This window comes from Streptomyces sp. NPDC017940 (genome assembly GCF_044328435.1).
In the GTDB taxonomy this organism is placed as follows: Bacteria; Actinomycetota; Actinomycetes; order Streptomycetales; family Streptomycetaceae; genus Streptomyces.
Map to the genome: position 1 here is coordinate 62,635 of NZ_JBIRHJ010000006.1, position 16,935 is coordinate 79,569.

Annotated in this window: 16 protein-coding genes and 2 pseudogenes; 10 read left to right on the forward strand and 8 right to left on the reverse strand. The window is 72.3% G+C overall.

All coding sequences use genetic code 11. The features are described 5' to 3' along the window. Window positions 1-37: 37 nt before the first annotated feature. On the reverse strand, window positions 38-1,126 hold the full coding sequence (locus ACH4DX_RS21355) for a diaminopropionate ammonia-lyase (RefSeq protein WP_398156269.1): 1,089 nt from the start codon (window positions 1,124-1,126) through the stop codon (window positions 38-40). A 300-nt stretch (window positions 1,127-1,426) separates the two neighbouring features. On the opposite strand from ACH4DX_RS21355, the gene ACH4DX_RS21360 reads away from it, so the two are divergent. The 3 genes from ACH4DX_RS21360 (at window position 1,427) to ACH4DX_RS21370 (ending at window position 4,256) form a co-directional block, all read left to right on the forward strand. Beyond that, the gene (locus tag ACH4DX_RS21360; protein WP_398156270.1) at window positions 1,427-2,269 is read left to right on the forward strand and encodes a DUF4097 family beta strand repeat-containing protein; all 843 of its coding nucleotides are present in this window, start codon (window positions 1,427-1,429) and stop codon (window positions 2,267-2,269) included. Between the two features lie 143 nt (window positions 2,270-2,412). Continuing rightward, complete coding sequence (locus ACH4DX_RS21365; RefSeq protein ID WP_398156271.1) at window positions 2,413-3,456, forward strand: ATP-binding cassette domain-containing protein; 1,044 nt, start codon at window positions 2,413-2,415, stop codon at window positions 3,454-3,456. Continuing rightward, entirely contained in the window at window positions 3,453-4,256 is an 804-nt protein-coding gene (locus ACH4DX_RS21370; protein WP_398120939.1) for an ABC transporter permease, read from the forward strand. The genes ACH4DX_RS21365 and ACH4DX_RS21370 overlap by 4 nt, the downstream gene beginning before the upstream one ends. Here the strand turns inward: ACH4DX_RS21370 and ACH4DX_RS21375 are convergent. Beyond that, window positions 4,211-4,459, reverse strand: coding sequence for a DUF5958 family protein (locus ACH4DX_RS21375; protein WP_398120941.1), 249 nt, complete (start codon window positions 4,457-4,459; stop codon window positions 4,211-4,213). The two genes, ACH4DX_RS21370 and ACH4DX_RS21375, sit on opposite strands and share 46 nt — an antisense overlap. Between ACH4DX_RS21375 and ACH4DX_RS21380 the strand changes: the two are divergent. The 4 genes and pseudogenes from ACH4DX_RS21380 to ACH4DX_RS21395 all read left to right on the forward strand — a co-directional run. After that, window positions 4,412-4,699 (forward strand): annotated as a pseudogene (locus ACH4DX_RS21380) (FAD-dependent oxidoreductase); the annotation flags it as partial. The gene ACH4DX_RS21375 and the pseudogene ACH4DX_RS21380 overlap by 48 nt on opposite strands. Window positions 4,700-4,812: 113 nt before the next feature. Next, entirely contained in the window at window positions 4,813-5,373 is a 561-nt protein-coding gene (locus tag ACH4DX_RS21385) for a helix-turn-helix domain-containing protein (RefSeq protein WP_398156272.1), read from the forward strand. A 46-nt stretch (window positions 5,374-5,419) separates the two neighbouring features. Then, a pseudogene (locus ACH4DX_RS21390) lies at window positions 5,420-5,876 on the forward strand (hypothetical protein); the annotation flags it as partial. Between the two features lie 441 nt (window positions 5,877-6,317). Continuing rightward, on the forward strand, window positions 6,318-6,668 hold the full coding sequence (locus tag ACH4DX_RS21395) for a DUF2516 family protein (protein ID WP_225882285.1): 351 nt from the start codon (window positions 6,318-6,320) through the stop codon (window positions 6,666-6,668). Between the two features lie 121 nt (window positions 6,669-6,789). Here the strand turns inward: ACH4DX_RS21395 and ACH4DX_RS21400 are convergent, their stop codons facing one another. The 3 genes from ACH4DX_RS21400 to ACH4DX_RS21410 form a co-directional block, all read right to left on the reverse strand. Then, window positions 6,790-8,409, reverse strand: a complete 1,620-nt coding sequence (locus ACH4DX_RS21400) for a PP2C family protein-serine/threonine phosphatase (RefSeq protein WP_398156273.1) — start codon at window positions 8,407-8,409, stop codon at window positions 6,790-6,792. A 264-nt stretch (window positions 8,410-8,673) separates the two neighbouring features. Then, window positions 8,674-9,738 carry an NlpC/P60 family protein gene (locus ACH4DX_RS21405; protein ID WP_398120949.1) on the reverse strand — a complete coding sequence of 355 codons (1,065 nt, stop codon included), beginning with the start codon at window positions 9,736-9,738 and terminating at the stop codon, window positions 8,674-8,676. A 238-nt stretch (window positions 9,739-9,976) separates the two neighbouring features. Beyond that, complete coding sequence (locus ACH4DX_RS21410; RefSeq protein ID WP_398156274.1) at window positions 9,977-10,783, reverse strand: class I SAM-dependent methyltransferase; 807 nt, start codon at window positions 10,781-10,783, stop codon at window positions 9,977-9,979. A gap of 155 nt (window positions 10,784-10,938) precedes the next feature. Here ACH4DX_RS21410 and mshA point away from each other — a divergent pair, with 155 nt between their 5' ends. The 3 genes from mshA (at window position 10,939) to ACH4DX_RS21425 (ending at window position 14,676) form a co-directional block, all read left to right on the forward strand. Next, window positions 10,939-12,285, forward strand: coding sequence for a D-inositol-3-phosphate glycosyltransferase (mshA, locus tag ACH4DX_RS21415; protein ID WP_398156581.1), 1,347 nt, complete (start codon window positions 10,939-10,941; stop codon window positions 12,283-12,285). Continuing rightward, window positions 12,278-12,781: a YbjN domain-containing protein gene (locus tag ACH4DX_RS21420; RefSeq protein ID WP_398156275.1), complete on the forward strand. Its 504-nt coding sequence runs from the start codon at window positions 12,278-12,280 to the stop codon at window positions 12,779-12,781. Before mshA ends, ACH4DX_RS21420 begins: the two co-directional genes overlap by 8 nt. Window positions 12,782-12,987: 206 nt before the next feature. After that, a complete protein-coding gene (locus ACH4DX_RS21425) occupies window positions 12,988-14,676 on the forward strand; it encodes a glycosyl hydrolase family 28-related protein (protein ID WP_398156276.1) in 1,689 nt (562 codons plus the stop codon). A 35-nt stretch (window positions 14,677-14,711) separates the two neighbouring features. Here the strand turns inward: ACH4DX_RS21425 and ACH4DX_RS21430 are convergent, their stop codons facing one another. From ACH4DX_RS21430 to ACH4DX_RS21440, 3 genes are all read right to left on the reverse strand, one after another. Then, entirely contained in the window at window positions 14,712-14,912 is a 201-nt protein-coding gene (locus ACH4DX_RS21430) for a hypothetical protein (RefSeq protein WP_398121446.1), read from the reverse strand. Between the two features lie 68 nt (window positions 14,913-14,980). Further along, window positions 14,981-15,229 carry a hypothetical protein gene (locus tag ACH4DX_RS21435; protein ID WP_398120959.1) on the reverse strand — a complete coding sequence of 83 codons (249 nt, stop codon included), beginning with the start codon at window positions 15,227-15,229 and terminating at the stop codon, window positions 14,981-14,983. Window positions 15,230-15,386: 157 nt separating this feature from the next. Continuing rightward, window positions 15,387-16,793: an MDR family MFS transporter gene (locus tag ACH4DX_RS21440; protein WP_398156277.1), complete on the reverse strand. Its 1,407-nt coding sequence runs from the start codon at window positions 16,791-16,793 to the stop codon at window positions 15,387-15,389. Between the last annotated feature and the right edge of the window lie 142 nt (window positions 16,794-16,935).

Consider the following 16,935-nt stretch of genomic DNA (forward strand, 5'->3'; position numbering starts at 1 on the left):
TCGTTCGGTCGTGCCCCGTACGGGGTGGGCCGTCCGGTTAGGCCCCGTGGGGGTTGGCCTCCTGGCCCTCCGTGTTCAGCAGGACCACCGTGGCGTGCGGGCCGACGGCCAGGTCGCCCCGGCGGGCCGGTGCCGCCGCCCCCGTGAGGGCGGCCCTCGCCCCGGCCAGGGTCGCCGCGCCGCACGGCCCCGACGACACCCCGAGCGCCCCCAGGTCGAGGGCCGCCGCCAAGGCGTCCGCGTCGGACACCGTCAGCGCGGCGTCCAGGCCCTGCCGCAGCACCGGCCAGGCGAGGCGGGACACCGTGCCGCAGTTCAGGCCCGCCATCACCGTCTCCCCGGTGGTCACCGGCAGTGGCTCGCCCCGCGTCAGGCTCGCGAGCGCGGGCGCGGCCGCCGTCGGCTCGACGGCGAGCAGCGCGGGGCCCCGGCCGTCCCGGCTCCGGTAGTGGGTGACGGCGGCCTGGGCCAGCGACCCCACTCCCACGGGCACGGCCACGAGGCCGGGCGCTGCGGCACCGGCGGCGGCGAGTTGGGCGTCGACCTCGGCGAAGAGCGTGGAGTACCCCTCCACGATCCACGCGGGCACCTCCTCGTACCCCTCCCAAGCCGTGTCCTGTACGAGGACCGAACCCTCCGCCCGCGCCGCGTCCGCAGCCGCCCGCACCGCCAGGTCGTAGCTCCCCCGGGTGCGCGTCACCCGCGCGCCCTCACCCTCGATCGCGGCAGCGGCGCCGGGGTGCACCCCGCCCGACACGAACACATGGGCCCGCTGCCCGAGCCGCCGCGCGATCCTGGCCACCGCACGGCCGTGGTTGCCGTCGGTCGCGGTGACCAGCTTGAGGGGGGTCCCGGACGGCTGCCGCGCGAGGATCCGGTGCACCGCCCAGTACGCCCCGAGCGCCTTGAACGCGGGCAGGCCGAGGCGCGCCGACTCGTCCTTGACGAAGACGCGCCCGACGCCCAGCTCCTCGGCCAGGGGTGGCACTTCCGTGAGCGGTGTGGGCGCGTACCCGGGCAGCGTCTCGTGGAAGGCGCGGACCTCGGCGGGCGGGGGCGGGCAGCGCCACTCCCGGACGGCGGGGCGCGCGTACCAGGAGGTGCGGGATGCGGTGGTGTCGGTCATGGGGCAACCCTGCGTCCCGCCGCACCCATCGGTCCAGCTCCTTATTGAGGCGCAGCTCAAGGAAACCGCAGTTCACGGCGGGCTCAGGTGAGCGCGTGGCAACGGTGCACGCCCCTCCACGCCACCAGTGGCACCATGCGTGTGCCAACGGAGGTTGCATTGGTGCCACGGTGATGCCATGCTGGCATCACGAACGGCGAGGGCCCGCTGAATGCGAGGGCCGAGCCGGTGGAACGTACGACGACCGATGTGCTCGCTGACCCCAGCGGGTCCCGCCACCACAGTCAGAACAGGACGGCCATGCCTACTTTCGACACCCCCGAGCCCATCTCCGCTGTCGTCGAGTTCGACATGGGCACCGCCCGCATCGTCGCGAGCAAGCGGCTGGACACCGTCGTCACGGTGACGCCGTCGAACGGGTCCGAGCAGGCCGACGTGAAGGCGGCCGGGCAGATCGAGGTCACCTGCAACGGCGGCACGCTGGTCGTCAAGGGCGCCAAGAAGCGGTCGCTCTTCGGCGGCAAGTCCGGTTCGGTCGACGTCACGGTCGAGCTGCCCGCAGGGTCGGACGTCCGGGGCCTGTCGGCCGCGGGCTCCTTCACCGCCGAAGGGCGCCTCGGCGACTGCCGGCTCGAGACCGCGTCCGGGGACCTCCGGGTGACGGAGACCGACGCGGCCTTCCTCAAGACGAGCTACGGCGACGTGGTCCTGGACCGGGCCACGAGCGACGTGGAGGCCGAGGCGGCGGGCCGGATCCAGCTCGGTGACGTCGCGGGCGCGGCCACCGTCAGGAACTTCAAGGGCGACACCACCGTCCGCGAGGTCACCGGCGAACTGCGCGCCACCGCCGCGTACGGCGCCGTCTCCGTCGGCGTCGCGCACGGCGCGGTCGACATCACCGCGGACAGCGGCACCATCAAGGTCGACGAGGTGACCCGGGGCATGATCACCCTGGAGACCTCCGACGGCGGCATCGAGGTCGGCGTCCGCAGGACCAGCGTCGCCCAGCTCGAAGTCAAGTCCCACGCCGGTACGGTGCACAACTCGATCGACACCGCGGAGGCCCCCGGCCCGGACGCCGAGTCCGTCACCGTCCGCGCGCGCACCGGCGTCGGCGACATCGTGATCCGCCGCAACGCCTGACGCGCGGCGCCCGACAGCGCGTACGCCGCACGGTAGGAACGCCTGACGCACGGCGCCCGACACCGCAAGGCCCCCCGGGACCCCCGGGGGCCCCGTACCACCGGGGAATCCGTACCACCGAGGGATGAGGAGGCGGCGGCACGATGACTGCCACCACCGATGGGACCGCCCCGCCGCAGGGCATCACCGCGCAGGGGCTGCGCAAGGCGTACGGCGAGAAGGTGGTGCTCGACGGCATCGACCTGGACGTCGCCCCAGGCACGATCTTCGCCCTCCTCGGCCCCAACGGCGCCGGCAAGACCACCACCGTCCAGATCCTCTCCACCCTCATCGCCGCCGACGAGGGGCGGGCCGTGATCGCGGGCCGCTCCCTGGAGCACGACGCGGACGCCGTACGCTCCGCCATCGGCGTCACCGGCCAGTTCGCCGCGGTGGACGACCTGCTCACCGCGGAGGAGAACATGCTCCTCATCGCGGACCTGCTCCACCTCGACCGGGCCGAGGGCAGGCGCCGCGCCGCCGAACTCCTCGCCCGCTTCGACCTCACCGACGTGGCCAAGAAGAGCGCGTCGGCGTTCTCCGGAGGCATGCGCCGCAAGCTCGACCTGGCGATGACCCTGGTGGGCGACCCCGACGTCATCTTCCTCGACGAGCCGACGACGGGCCTCGACCCGCGCAGCCGCCGCACGATGTGGGACCTCATCCGCGACCTGGTCGCGGGCGGCACGACGATCTTCCTGACGACGCAGTACCTCGAAGAGGCCGACCAACTCGCCGACCGCATAGCGGTCCTCGACGGCGGCAGGATCGTCGCGGAGGGCACGGCGGACGAGCTCAAGCGCATCGTCCCCGGCGGGCACATCCGGCTGCGCTTCAACGACATCGGGCAGCTCGAGGCCGCCGTGGACCGCCTCGCGCTCTCCACGGTCGTCCGCGACGACGAGACGCTGAGCCTCCAGGTCCCGAGCGACGGCAGCATCGCCGCGCTGCGCTCGGTGCTCGACGTGCTGGAGGGCGCGGGCATCCAGGCCGAGACGCTCACCGTGCACACTCCCGACCTGGACGACGTCTTCCTGACCCTCACCGGCCGGGACCACGCGGCTCACGCCCCGAAGGCGTACGGCGCGGCCGCCACGAACCCGGCGCCGAACCCCGCCCGCACCCCAGCGAAGGAGGCCCGGCGATGAGCGCCGACTCGTACGCCGTGCGCGACTCGATGACGATGCTGCGCCGCAACCTCAAGCACGCCCGGCGCTATCCGTCGATGACGATCTCCGTCATCGCCATGCCCCTGCTGATGCTGCTCCTGTTCGTGTACGTCTTCGGCGGCGCACTCGGCGGCGGCATCGACATCCCCGGTGCCACCGGCGGCGGCGACCGGGGGGACTACACCAACTACGTCACGCCCGGCATCCTGCTGATGGCCGTGACGTCGGCGGCCATCTCCACGGCCGTGTCGGTCTGCTCCGACATGACCGAGGGCATCATCAACCGCTTCCGCACGATGGCGATCTCCCGGTCCTCCGTGCTCGTCGGCCATGTGGTCGGCAACGTCATACGGACCCTGATCAGCCTGGCCCTGGTCATCGGCGTCGCCCTGGCGGTGGGCTTCCGGCCGGACGCGGGCGCGGTGGAGTGGCTGGCCGCGCTCGGCATCCTCATCGCCCTGGCCTTCGCCCTCGCCTGGGTCTCGGCGGCGATGGGCCTCGGCTCGCAGAGCGTGGAGACCGCCTCCAACGCACCGATGCCGTTGACGTTCCTGCCCTTCCTCGGCTCCGCGGTGGTCACCCCCGACTCGATGCCGGAGGGCCTGCGCTGGTTCGCCGAGTACCAGCCCTTCACCCCGATCAACGAAACCCTCCGCGGCCTGCTCCTCGGCACCGGAATCGGCAACGACGCCTGGATCTCCCTGGCCTGGCTCCTCGGCCTCACCGCCGTCGGCTACTTCTGGGCCAAGGCATCCTTCGCCAGGACGGCCCGTTCCTGAGGTCGCGCGACCCACACGCCGGCAGTGCTGAGTCCGGAGCGGCGGATGCTTTCCGGTCCGTCCTCGGTGGTGGCACGAGCCTGAACGCAGAAATGCGACAGGAGCCGCAGGATCGTGGACTGCTCCTCAGCGGAGAGGCTCTCGAACCACTCGATACCTGGACCCACGTCCCCGGCGTGACGCTCCTGGGCGACGCCGCCCACCTGATGCCCCCGTTGGGGGCGGGCGCGAACCTCGTGACGCTGGAGGGCGCCGAACTCGCCGAGACCATTGCCACCGCCACCGGCCCTGGGTATCTGGACGAGGCCGTTCACGCCTTCGAGGAACAGATGTGGGCACGGGCCGGCAGCTGGGCGAAGATCACGACCGCCGGTCTGGAACGCCTCGTGAGCCCGGACCCCGCCGAAGCCCTCGCCCTCTTCGACAAAGTCCAGCCATCCTGACTGCCCAGCGCGGGAGCAGCAGCACCAGCGGCTCGTCACGGTTCGACGTGGCGTGGCGCACTTTTGCAAGCGGGTGCTTGCAATAGTTAGCGAGATGGGTGCACCATCGACCCATGGCATCGCTCAACGTCGGCAATCTCGGGGAGTATCTGCGCGAGCAGCGGCGCACCGCGCAGCTGTCGCTCAGGCAGCTCGCCGATGCCGCCGGGGTGTCCAATCCGTATCTGAGCCAGATCGAGCGCGGGCTGCGCAAGCCGAGCGCCGAGGTGCTGCAACAGGTGGCCAAGGCGCTGAGGATCTCGGCCGAGACGTTGTACGTCCGGGCGGGCATCCTCGACGAGAAGGAGCGGGACGAGCTCGAGACGCGCGCCGTCATCCTCGCCGACCCCTCCATCAACGAGCGGCAGAAGCAGGTGCTGCTACAGATCTACGAGTCGTTCCGCAAGGAGAACGGCTTCGTGACCTCGGAGGACGCGGACGGCACCGATCACGCCGACGGTACCGCCCAGGACGCGGACGGCACCGATCACACCGACAGCGCCGCCCAGGACGCGGACGGCACCGGCCAGGACGCGTCGGGGGACGACGGTGTCCGGGCCGGCGGCAGTGACGACGTAGCGCCACCCACACGCAAGCAATCCGCGGGCGAGCCGCCCCAGGGCGAGAAGTCCTAGGGCGAGCCACCCGCAAGCCGAAGCGAATCCGGGAGGACCATTCGCCATGCCCAGCACCGACGACGTACGCAAGACGTTCACCGACCCCAAGCCCCTCTACTTCTTCGCGGGCGGCGCCGACCTCGCGTACCAGCAGGCCAAGAAGGTGCCCGGCCTCATCGAGCAGCTCGCCGCCGAGGCCCCCGCGCGCATCGACGCCGTCCGCAACACCGACCCCAAGGAAGTCCAGGACAAGGCCGCCACGCGTGCCAAGGAGGCCCGTGAGGTCATCCAGGCCAAGGTCGGCGAGTTCTTCGGCTCCCTGGACACGGACCTGAAGAAGCTCGGCGAAGGCGCCCAGGACCTCGCTCTGCGCGGCGTCGGCGTCGCCGTCGAGTACGCGGTCCAGGCGCGGGAGAAGTACGATCAGGTCGCCGAGCACGGTGAGCAGACCGTGCGCTCCTGGCGCGGCGAGGCCGCCGAGGGCCTGACCGACCTGGCCGTCACGGTGGAGCCGGAGGAGTCCGCGGACGCGAAGACCAGCGCCGGCACCGCCTCGTCCGGTACGGGCTCGGCGTCCTCCGGTACGGGACCGGCGTCCTCCGCCACGGGTGCGTCCGCCACGGGTGGCTCCGGCAAGGGTGCCTCCGCCGCGGCCGCCGACAAGCCCGCCGCCAAGAAGACCACCACCGCGACGGCCAAGAAGCCCGCCGCCAAGAAGACGTCGTCCTCGGCGTCGGCGTCGTCCTCCTCGTCGTCCACGACGGGGTCGTCCGCCACGGGGTCCTCCACCACGGGGTCCTCCGCCACGACGAAGAAGAGCACACCGCCCGCCAAGTAGGCGAAGCCGACGACACGGCTCCGTTCCGCCGGGCCGGGCACTCGCGGAGTGCCCGGCCCGTTGTCCGGGTAAGCGGGTACGGTGACGGTGACTCCGTACGTCGCGTAGGGATACGCCGAGACTGGTGGTGGACGTTGTGCTGATGCAGGGGTTCGCGAACCTCATGTGGCTGCTGTCGCTGGCCCTGATCGTGTTCAGCGGCTTCGCGCTCCTCGATGCCGCCATCAGGCGGGAGGACGCCTACCGCGCGGCGGACAAGAAGACCAAGCCCTTCTGGCTGATCATCCTCGGGCTCGCCTTCGTGGTGAACCTGCTCTTCCCGATCCTGTCGTTCCTCCCCATCATCGGCCTCATCGCGACGATCGTGTACATGGTCGACGTGCGGCCCGCGCTGCGCCAGATCACCGGCGGGGGCGGCGGCCGCCGCGGTTCGAGCAGCGACGGTCCGTACGGTCCCTACAACGGCGGGCGCTGAGGCGAGGCCCGGAGCGGGCTCGTAGCAGCAGGCTCGCAGCCGCAGCGGGCTCGGAACCGTGTGTCCCAGGGGCGTGTGGGACGTGTTGCCCGGGGGCGGGGCGCTGAGCCGGGCGGTGGCCCTAGCGCGTCCGGTCGAGCAGCAGTACCGCCACGTCGTCCGTCAGATCCCCGCCGTTGAGGTCCCGGGCCTCGTTCACCGCGGCCTCCAGGAGTTCCTCGCCGCCGAGGCCCGCCGCGATCTGGCGGCGGACCATCTCCACCATGCCGTCCTGCCCGAGCCGCTGGTTGCCCTGCCCGATCCGGCCCTCGATCAGGCCGTCCGTGTACAGCATCAGGCTCCAGCTGCCCCCGAGCTCCACCTGGCGGCGCGGCCACCGGGCGCGCGGCAGCAGGCCGAGCGCCGGGCCGCCGTTGTCGTACGGGAGCAGTTCCGCGGGCCGGCCGGGCCGGGCTATCAGCGGTGCCGGGTGCCCGGCGAGGCACAGGCCCGCCCTGCGTCCGTCCGGGGCGATGTCCACCGTGCACAGGGTCGCGAAGATCTCCTCGTCGGCGCGCTCGTGCTCCAGGACCTGCTGGAGGGTGGAGAGCAACTCGTCGCCGCAGAGCCCCGCGAAGGTCAGCGCGCGCCAGGCGATGCGCAGCTCGACACCGAGCGCCGCCTCGTCGGGGCCGTGCCCGCAGACGTCGCCGATCATCACGTGCACCGAGCCGTCGGGTGTGCGCACCGTGTCGTAGAAGTCGCCGCCGAGCAGCGCGCGGGAGCGGCCGGGGCGGTAGCGGGCGGCGAAGCGCAGCGGGGAGCCGTCGAGCAGCGGCGTGGGCAGCAGCCCGCGCTCCAGGCGGGCGTTCTCCTGCGCGCGCAACCGGGACTCGGAGAGCTGGCGCTGCGCGATGTCGGCGCGCTTGCGCTCCACCGCGTACCGGATGGCGCGGCCCAGGAGACGGCCGTCGAGCTCCTCGCGCAGCAGATAGTCCTGGGCGCCGACCCCCACGGCCTGGGCGCCGGTCTCGGCGTCGCCGGACGCGGTGAGCGCGAGCACGGCGTGGCGGGGCGCGAGGCGCAGCACATGCCGGAGCACGGCCAGCTCGTCGGGGTCGGTGGCGGCGCGGTCGGTGTCCTCGGGGCCGCTCACGGGGGCCCGTCCCGGCAGGGCCAGGTCGAGCAGAATGCAGTGCACGTCGTCCGTGAGCAGCCGCTCGGCCTCGGTGAGGTTGCGGGCGGTGCGGATGCGGATCGGCTTGCCCGCGGAGTCCGTCAGCTCGGGAAGGCGCAGGGAGCCGGTCGGGTCGTCCTCGATGACGAGCAGGGTGGTGCCGTTGCTGGTGCCGGTTCCCTTGCCGGTTCTGTCACCCGCAGGGTCGCCGTCACGGCCGCCGTCGTGGCTGCCTTCAGCGGTGCCGCGGCCCGCGGGGTCGCCGTCACGGCCGCCGGTGTGGCCACCCTCAGCGGTGCCATGGCCTCCGGTGCCGTGGCCCGCCGAGCCGTGGCCCGCGGGCTCGCCATCACGGCCGCCATCGTGGCCACCCTCAGCGGTGCCATGGCCCGCCGAGCCGAGGCCCGCGGTGCCCACGGTACCGAGGCCCGCGGCCCCATGGCCGGTGGCGCCAAGGTCCGCGGACCTGTCACCCGCGGTGGCGTCGTGCTCCGCGGGGCCGGCGCCGTCGGCTGCCGGGACGGTCTTGGCCTGAGCGCCTTCCGCGGCCGGTATCGCTCTCTGCCGCGGTATGGGTACGGGCATCGTTGAGTTCCTTCCCTCCCCCCGAGGGCATGGTGGGGCGACGGTCGCACGCACCAGCAGACGGGGACCATAGCGGTACCCGGGGCTCGTGGGGAATGGCGCCCGGCACGCGGCCGACGGCATATGCCGCATCCTGGACGGCAATTGGAACGAACCCGGTCCGCTTGTGATGACGAACGTCACGTCCGCGGGGTTGAGCGGGGCCGGGTCGTGCGACACCGGTCACAGCCCGGTGCTCCCGTGGAGGGGGAGACGACCGGACCGCTACTTGTCCGGCCGCACCACGCCGAGTATCTCCATCGAGCCCGCGCCCGCGACCGTCACGTTCCGCCCCGGGCGGGGAGCGTGCACGATGGCGCCGTCGCCGACATAGAGCCCGACGTGGCTGGCGTCCTTGTGGTAGATGATCAGGTCGCCCGGGCGCATGTTCTTCACGTCGACGTGGGGGAGCTGCTTCCACTGCTCCTGCGAGGTGCGCGGGATGCCCTTGCCCGCGGCCGCCCAGGCCTGGGACGTGAGCCCCGAGCAGTCGAAGGACTTCGGGCCCTCGGCACCCCATACGTACGGCTTGCCGATCTGCGCGGTGGCGTAGGCGATGGCCTTCTTGCCCGGCGACGTCGCATCGCCCTTCGCGTCCTTGAGCACGCCGGTGTCCACCCAGGCCGACTGCCGTTCCAGGGCGGCCTCCTCCTCCAGCTTCCGCAGCCGCTCGCGCTCCTTCTTCTCCAGGCGCGACTCCAGCTTCTCGGCGGCGGCGATCTTCTTCTTGACCTTCTTCTGCGCCTCCGCCCTGGCCTTGCGGTTGGCCTCGAGGCGCTTCCACTGGGTGGTGGCGTCCTTGGCGTACGTCGTCAAGTCCTCCTGCGTACGGGCCATCTCGGTCAGCATGGACTTCGTCGCGTGCTGCCCCCTGCGCAGCCGGTCCGCGCCGTCGAGGAAGCGGCTCGGGTTGTCGCTGAGCAGCAGCTTGGCCTCGTCCGGCACTCCGCCGCCGCGGTACTGCGCGCGGGCCCCGGCGGCCGCGCGGGCCTTGAGCTTCTTCAGCCTCGCCTGTCCCTTGTCGATGGACCGGGCGAGCCTGACGATCTCCTGCGACTGCTTCTCGGTCTTCTCCTCCGCGGCGTTGTACGCGTCCGTGGCCGTGCCCGCCTCGCGGTAGAGCCTGTCGATCTCCTTGCGGACCTGTTCGAGGGATCTCTTCGTGGGCGGCACCGGCTCCGCGGGAGAGGCGAACGCCGTGCCCGGTGCGGCGAGCACCGCGGCAGCGCACGCACAGATCAGTGCCACGGCCGTCGTCGTCGAGTGCCCCTTGCCGGTCACGTCCGCCACCCCCAAAGCTGATTTACCGTCAGTAACTTCTCGCGTTTCCGGGATGGTGCCACGCCGGCGCCGATTGCGACAGAGCCACGCGGCAACTCCGATCCCCCGTCTGCCTCGTGTGACGAGCCGTACGCGGAGATCGTTCCATCGGCGGACCCGGAGATCACCCCTACGGGACACGGAGATCGTTCCCGCGAGGTGGGCGGGACGCACGGGGCGTGCAGGGCGCACGAGGCGTGCGGGCCGCTCAGGTCCCGCGGGGCGCCAACGCCCCCCACCGCACCGTCACTTCCCCCTGCCGCCACCGCGCCCCGCGGTCCACCACCGGCCAGTCCGCCGCCAGGTCCCGCACCGCCCGCGCCCACCGCTGCCGCGCCCCGTACGCCGCGTACGGGGCCGCCGCCGCCCACGCCCGGTCGAAGTCCCGCAGGAACGCGTGCACCGGCTCGCCCGGCACATTGCGGTGGATGAGCGCCTTCGGCAGCCGCTCCGCGAGGTCGGACGGGCGCTCCAGGGAGGCGAGGCGCGCCGCGAACGTCACCGTGCGCGGGCCCTCGGGGCCGAGCGCGACCCACACGTGCCGCCGCCCGATCTCGTCGCAGGTCCCCTCCACGAGCAGCCCGCCCGGCGCGAGCCGCCCGCACAGCCGCTCCCAGACGGCGGCGACCTGGTCCTCGTCGTACTGGCGCAGCACGTTCGCCGCGCGGATCAACTGCGGGCGCGCGGCAAGGGGCACCTCGAAGCCGCCGTGCCGGAAGGTGAGCCCCTCGCGCTCGTAGGGCTTGGCCGCCGCCACCCGCTCCGGGTCGATCTCGATGCCCGTCACGCACGCGCGCGGGGCGACCGTGCGCAGCCGGAGCAGCAGTTCGACGGCGGTCCAGGGGGCCGCGCCGTAGCCGAGGTCGACGGCGAGCGGCGCGTCGGCCCCGCGCAGCGCGGCGCCGTGGGAGGCGGTGATCCAGCGGTCCATGCGGCGCAACCGGTTGGGATTGGTGGTGCCGCGCGTGACTGTCCCGACGGGGCGGAGGGGCGAACGGGGTGCGCGGGCGGACATGAGGCAAGCGTAAGCAAGGGGATCGCTGGAGAATGACTAGGCAATGCTTTGGCAAAGAGGAAATGGAGCGGGCCCCTCCGGTGTTGCTTCCCCAGGAGGCGCGCACCGGCCTCCCCCTCGTCGTGCCCGCCGCCAAGGCCAAGGAGGACCGCCACGTGAGCCACTACGTGACCAGGCTCGGGCGTCGCTCCCCATCCGCACCCGCCCGGATCAGGCTGCCGGGGTCCTCGCGGCGCCCACGCCGGGTGGCCATGCTCAGCGTCCACACCTCACCGCTGCACCAGCCGGGCACCGGTGACGCGGGCGGCATGAACGTCTACATCGTGGAGCTCGCCAAGCGCCTGGCCGCCCTCAACATCGAGGTCGAGGTCTTCACCCGCGCCACCACCGGCGCCCTGCCGCCGACCGTGGAGCTGGCGCCGGGCGTCCTCGTGCGCCACGTCGACGCCGGCCCCTACGAAGGCCTCGCCAAGGAGGAGCTGCCGGCCCAGCTGTGCGCGTTCACGCACGGCGTGATGCAGGCCTGGGCGGGCCACCGGCCCGGCTACTACGACCTGGTCCACTCCCACTACTGGCTCAGCGGCCACGTCGGCTGGCTGGCCGCCGAGCGCTGGGGCGCCCCCCTGGTGCACGCCATGCACACCATGGCCAAGGTCAAGAACGCCGCGCTCGCCGCGGGCGACACCCCCGAGCCCGCCGCCCGCGTCATCGGCGAGACCCAGATCGTGCGCGCCGCCGACCGGCTCATCGCCAACACCTCCGAAGAGGCCGACGAACTCGTCCGCCACTACGAGGCCGACCCCGGCAAGGTCGCCGTCGTCCACCCCGGCGTGAACCTGGACCGGTTCCGCCCTGCCGACGGCCGCGCCGCCGCCAGGCACCGCCTCGGACTGCCGCAGGACGCCCTGATACCGCTCTTCGCGGGCCGCATTCAGCCCCTGAAGGCCCCCGACGTGCTGCTGCGCGCGGTGGGCAGGCTGCTCGACGAGCGGCCCGGACTGCGCTCTCGGATCGTCGTGCCGATCGTGGGCGGGCCGAGCGGCAGCGGCCTCGCCAAGCCCGAGGGCTTGCAGAAGCTGGCCGCGCGCCTGGGGATCGCCGACGTCGTCCGCTTCCAGCCGCCCGTCGGACAGGATCAGCTCGCCGACTGGTTCCGGGCCGCGTCCGTGCTCGTGATGCCCTCCTACAGCGAGTCCTTCGGCCTGGTGGCCATCGAGGCGCAGGCCGCGGGCACGCCGGTGCTCGCCGCGGCGGTGGGCGGACTTCCCGTGGCCGTGCGCGACGGCGAGACCGGGTTCCTGATCTCCGGCCACGAACCCGCCCACTACGCGCGCGTGCTGGGCGAGTTCGCCGACCGTCCACAGCTTGTGGACCACATGGGCGCGGCGGCCGCGCGGCACGCGCAGTCCTTCGGCTGGGGAACCGCGGCGTCCGCCACGGCCGACGTGTACTGCGCCGCCGTGCACGACCACCGGCGTCACGTACGCTCACACCATGGCTGACGATCCCAGCGGGGCGCCCTGTGCGGTGATCGAGCGGGCTCTGGACGAGGCCGAGCTCGCATGGGAGTCCCCCGAACCCGGCTCCTACGTGGTGAAGCTGCCCGGTACGCGCAAGCTCTCCACGACCCTCTCGCTGCGCGTGGGCAACCACTCGCTGTCCCTGAACGCCTTCGTGATCCGGCACCCCGACGAGAACCACGAGGCCGTGCACCGCTGGCTCCTGGAGCGCAATCTGCGCCTGTACGGCGTCGGTTACGCGATCGACTCCCTGGGAGACGTGTACCTCACCGGCAAACTCCCGCTGGCCGCCGTCACGCCCGACGAACTCGACCGTCTCCTCGGCTCCGTCCTCGAAGCGGCGGACGGCTCCTTCAACACCCTCCTGGAACTCGGCTTCGCCTCGGCGATCCGCAAGGAGTACGAGTGGCGCGTGGCGCGCGGGGAGTCCACCCGCAACTTGGATGCGTTCACCCACCTGACCCAGCCTCGGTCCTGAAACTCACCGCTGCCGCGCGTTGTTGCTTCCTGCCCCGGTAAGCAGCCGGTCCGCCAGCTGCGGAACGGGTGGGCACGGCCACACATCCGGTCGGCTGGAAGTCTCGCGGTACGACACCTTCCCCGGCGCGGTGTGCCATGGCATGCTCCCGCCCAACGCAGACATGAACCATGTTCACGTACGCAGACCGCCGCAGGGGGCGCGACATGGCAGACCTCACCAGACGCACCGTGCTCGGAGCAGCCACAGCCGCCACAACCGCCACAGTCAGCGCGGCAGCGGCATCAGTCACCGCGGCAGCAGCCGGCGCCGCCCAAGCAGCAACCAGCTCCCCGCAACCCCCCACCCTCTGGCAAGAGTTCACCCGCGCCCCCTACACCCACCCCCACATCCCCTACATAGCCCGGGCCGGAGCCCGTAGGGGAGCCCGGCACCTCTCCCGCCCCCGGCGCGTGTTCCACGCCCACCACTACGGCGCCAGGCCCGACGCCCAGTCGAACGCGGCGCCCGCGATCAACCGCGCCCTCGCCGCCGCCGGGAGAGCCGGTGGCGGCACGGTCCAGCTCGCCCCGGGCACCTACCGCGTCGACGACGTCATCCGCATCCGGCACGACAACGTCGTCCTGCGCGGCGCGGGCCCCACCCGCACCGAACTCCTCGCCACCAAGAACCTCACCGAACTCATCGGCCCCTACGGCAGCCGCTACGGAGGCGACAAGTCCAGCTGGTCCTGGGCGGGCGGCCTCATCTGGCTCTGCCCGAGCGCGCGCTGGGACAGCCTGACCACCGCCATCAGGGCCGGGACCTGGCCCTTCGAGGGCTGGACCGGCAACAGGCGCGACGAGTGGCGCACCCTGACCACCCTCGCCCCGGCCGCCCGCGGCTCCTGGTCCGCCCGCGTCACCGACGCCTCCCGCCTGCGCCCCGGCGACCTCGTCCTCCTCCGCCTGGCCGACGACGCCGACCACACCCTCCTGGAGCACATGGCGGGCGGCGGCCCGGGGGCGCGGGCCTACACATGGGACGACAAGACCAAGCTGACGTCGTACGTGCCCTACGAGTGGCCCGTACGGGTCGCCCGCCTCAAGGGGCGCACCGTCACCTTCGAGCGCCCGCTCCCGCTCGACGTACGCCCCGAGTGGGACCCCCGACTCACCACCCACGTCCGCGCGCTCACCGGGTCCGGCGTCGAAGGCCTCACCCTCGCGGCCGTCGAGACCCCGCAGTCCCCGCACCTCCTGGACAGGGGCCACAACGGCGTCACCTTCCAGTGCGCGTACGACTGCTGGGCCGAGGACGTCCACGTACGCCACGTCGACAACGGGTTCGGGCTCGTCGCCGCCTCCGCGTGCACCCTGCGCCGCACCTCCGTGGGCGGCCGCGGCGCGCACCACCCGTACTTCTGCCGCGAGGGCTCGCACGACAACCTGATCGAGGACTTCCGGATCGAGCGCCGCACCACGCCCGCGCCCGCCGGAACCCAGCTCCACGGCATCAACGTCGAGGGCCTCTCGTCGTACAACGTCTGGTCGCGGGGCGACATGCGGACGGGGACGTTCGACACGCACCGCGGGATGCCGTTCGCCAACGTACGCACGCAGATCACCGTCGAGAACGACGGGCGGCACGGCGGCGACGCGAGCGCGGGGCCCCTCTACGGAGCGCGTTTCACGCACTGGAACGTCACGGTCACCAACGAGCGCGCCGGACTGGTCAAACTTGACGGCATCGCCCCTTACAGCGCCACAGTGGGCATCTCCCGGGTGCGTGAGTTCGACCAGATCGACGTACCCGACTTCTCCGGAGAGCTGGACGGCCGCATCGAGGCGTACGGTTCGCCGGGCGCGGTACGGCCGCGGAACCTGTACGAGGCGCAGCGCGCCCTGGAGGAGTGACCTCCGGCGAGGCCCGGCAGGGCGTTCCCGCCGGTTCAGCCGAACGGGACCAGCCGGACCACCGTCACGGTCAGGACCGAACCGGACACGTAGTAGAGGACGATCGCGCCGCCGACCGTCGCCTCACGGCGGTCGGGCTCGGTGGGTTCCGCGGACACGGCGGTCGAACCGTGCCCGTAGGGGTCGCGGCCGAGCGTGCGGGCCATGGCCGTCCGGAAGGCGTCCGCGTCGGCCATCTTGGCGAGGGTGTCGTCGGCCGGTGGCGCGTACGTGATGCGATAGTTCCCGCTCCTGCGGTGACGGCTCACGCGATGCTCCGCCTCTCGGCCTCGTCGGCGGCGAGGCGGGCGAGCAGGGCCTCGGCCTCCGGGTCGGGCACGGCCTCCAGCATCCAGTGCCGCATCACGGAGTGGATCTCGTCGATCCCGGCCGCGTTGATGGCGCGGTCGAACTCCGCGCGCCGGTCCTCCGGCAGCGCGGCACGGATGTCCGGGATGGTGTTGGGGACGTCCACCTCCTCGCCGCCGATGAAGGTCTTCAGTGGTTCGGCCATGGTCAGGTCACTCTCCCTGCGGTCCAAGGGGATCCTGCGCTGGGCTCACGGTAGCGGCGGCGACCGGCGCGCTGAGGGAGCCCGCCGAAGCCGGCGCGACCTTCCCGCCCCCGGCGCCCCCGGCCCACTCCACGCCCCCCCGCGCTCCCGGTGCCTCCTATGCCTTCCGCGCGCTCTGCACACGCTCTGCACGCACTGTGCCCTCTGCACCCTCTGTGCCCTCTGCGCCTTCGGTGTCCCGCCCGTGCACATCCGTCGCAGCCGCAGCCGCAGCCACAGCCACAGCCGTCGCAGCCGTCGCCGTCGCCACCTCCGCCGCCGCAGTGGCCACATTCGCCGCATCCGCAGCCTCGGCCGCCTCCGCCGCGTCCGAAAGCCCCCGCATCAGCCCCCAGTACCCGAGCGCCGCGACCGTGCCCACGACCGCGCACGCGCCCCACAGCCACTGCGCCCCGAGACGGTCGATGAGCAGGCCGGACATCAGGGGCGCCACCAGGGCGGCGACGGCCCACGACATCGTGTACATGCCCTGGTAGCGACCGCGTCCATGGGTCGGCGAGAGCCGCACGACCAGGCCTGTCTGGGTGGGTGCGTTGACGATCTCGGCGAGCGTCCAGATCATCACGGTCACCACGAAGAGGCCGACCGAACCGGCGAACGCGGTGAGCCCGAAGCCGATGCCCGCGACGAACGAGGACAGGACGAGGAGGCTCTGCGGGTCCCGGTGCTCGATGAACCGCGTGACCGGGATCTGCAATACGACGATCATGACGCCGTTCACGGCGATGGCCACGCCGTAGTCGCTCGGCGAGAAACCCGCCTCGCCCATCGCGATCGGCAGCCCCACCGAGCCCTGCTGGAAGAGCAGGGCCACCAGGAAGGAGAGGCCGACGACCCCCATGAACCGCCCGTCGCGCAGCACGGTGCCGAGCCCGACGCCGTCCGCGTCACCGCCCGCCGCACCGGGTTGCGGCCGTGACTCCGGCAGCTTCACGTACACGACGATCGCGCACACCAGCGTCATGGCGGCCTCGATCAGGAACCCCGCGAGATAGCTGTAGGAGGCGATGAAGCCGGCGCCCGCGGAGGAGATGGCGAAACCGAGGTTGATGGCCCAGTAGTTGAGCGAGAAGGCGCGCACCCGGTCCTCGGGGCGCACGATGTCCGCCATCATCGCCTGCACGGCGGGCCGCGATGCGTTGCTCGCCATCCCGACGAGGAAGGCGACACCGGCGATCGCGACCGGGTGCTGCATGAAGCCGAGCAGCGCCACGGAGGCGGCCGTCGAGATCTGCGCGATCAGCAGCGTCGGACGCCGCCCGAGCCGGTCGGTCATCACGCCGGCGCCGAGCGAGGAGACGACGCCACCGAGACCGTGCAGAGCGGCGACGAGTCCGGCGTACGTGGCCGAGTACCCGCGGTCCAGGGTCAGGTAGAGCGCCATGAACGTGGCGACGAACGCCCCGAGCCGGTTCACCAGGGTGCTGGTCCACAACCACCAGAAGGCCGGGGGCATGCCCGAGACGGAGTCCTTGACGGCGCGTCTCACTGCGGTGACTGACATGGTTCCCCCGAGGCGATGCGAGCGGTAGTTGTAAGTGCCCAAACCGGCGAGCACAAATTACTTCGCCGTCGAGCGCGCCCGCCACTCGATTGACACCGCTCGTCAATCGTCCCGGCGGTCGCTCCGGGGCGCGGCCGCTCGG

Bases quoted from the DNA above. Each gene is read 5' to 3' on its own strand.
- ACH4DX_RS21400 (WP_398156273.1), bottom strand. From the start codon at position 8,409: ATGCCCGTACCCATACCGCGGCAGAGAGCGATACCGGCCGCGGAAGGC.
- ACH4DX_RS21385 (WP_398156272.1), top strand. From the start codon at position 4,813: ATGGCATCGCTCAACGTCGGCAATCTCGGGGAGTATCTGCGCGAGCAG.
- ACH4DX_RS21370 (WP_398120939.1), top strand. From the start codon at position 3,453: ATGAGCGCCGACTCGTACGCCGTGCGCGACTCGATGACGATGCTGCGC.
- ACH4DX_RS21425 (WP_398156276.1), top strand. From the start codon at position 12,988: ATGGCAGACCTCACCAGACGCACCGTGCTCGGAGCAGCCACAGCCGCC.
- ACH4DX_RS21420 (WP_398156275.1), top strand. From the start codon at position 12,278: ATGGCTGACGATCCCAGCGGGGCGCCCTGTGCGGTGATCGAGCGGGCT.
- ACH4DX_RS21410 (WP_398156274.1), bottom strand. From the start codon at position 10,783: ATGTCCGCCCGCGCACCCCGTTCGCCCCTCCGCCCCGTCGGGACAGTC.
- ACH4DX_RS21365 (WP_398156271.1), top strand. From the start codon at position 2,413: ATGACTGCCACCACCGATGGGACCGCCCCGCCGCAGGGCATCACCGCG.
- ACH4DX_RS21435 (WP_398120959.1), bottom strand. From the start codon at position 15,229: ATGGCCGAACCACTGAAGACCTTCATCGGCGGCGAGGAGGTGGACGTC.
- ACH4DX_RS21430 (WP_398121446.1), bottom strand. From the start codon at position 14,912: ATGGCCGACGCGGACGCCTTCCGGACGGCCATGGCCCGCACGCTCGGC.
- ACH4DX_RS21360 (WP_398156270.1), top strand. From the start codon at position 1,427: ATGCCTACTTTCGACACCCCCGAGCCCATCTCCGCTGTCGTCGAGTTC.
- ACH4DX_RS21440 (WP_398156277.1), bottom strand. From the start codon at position 16,793: ATGTCAGTCACCGCAGTGAGACGCGCCGTCAAGGACTCCGTCTCGGGC.
- ACH4DX_RS21355 (WP_398156269.1), bottom strand. From the start codon at position 1,126: ATGACCGACACCACCGCATCCCGCACCTCCTGGTACGCGCGCCCCGCC.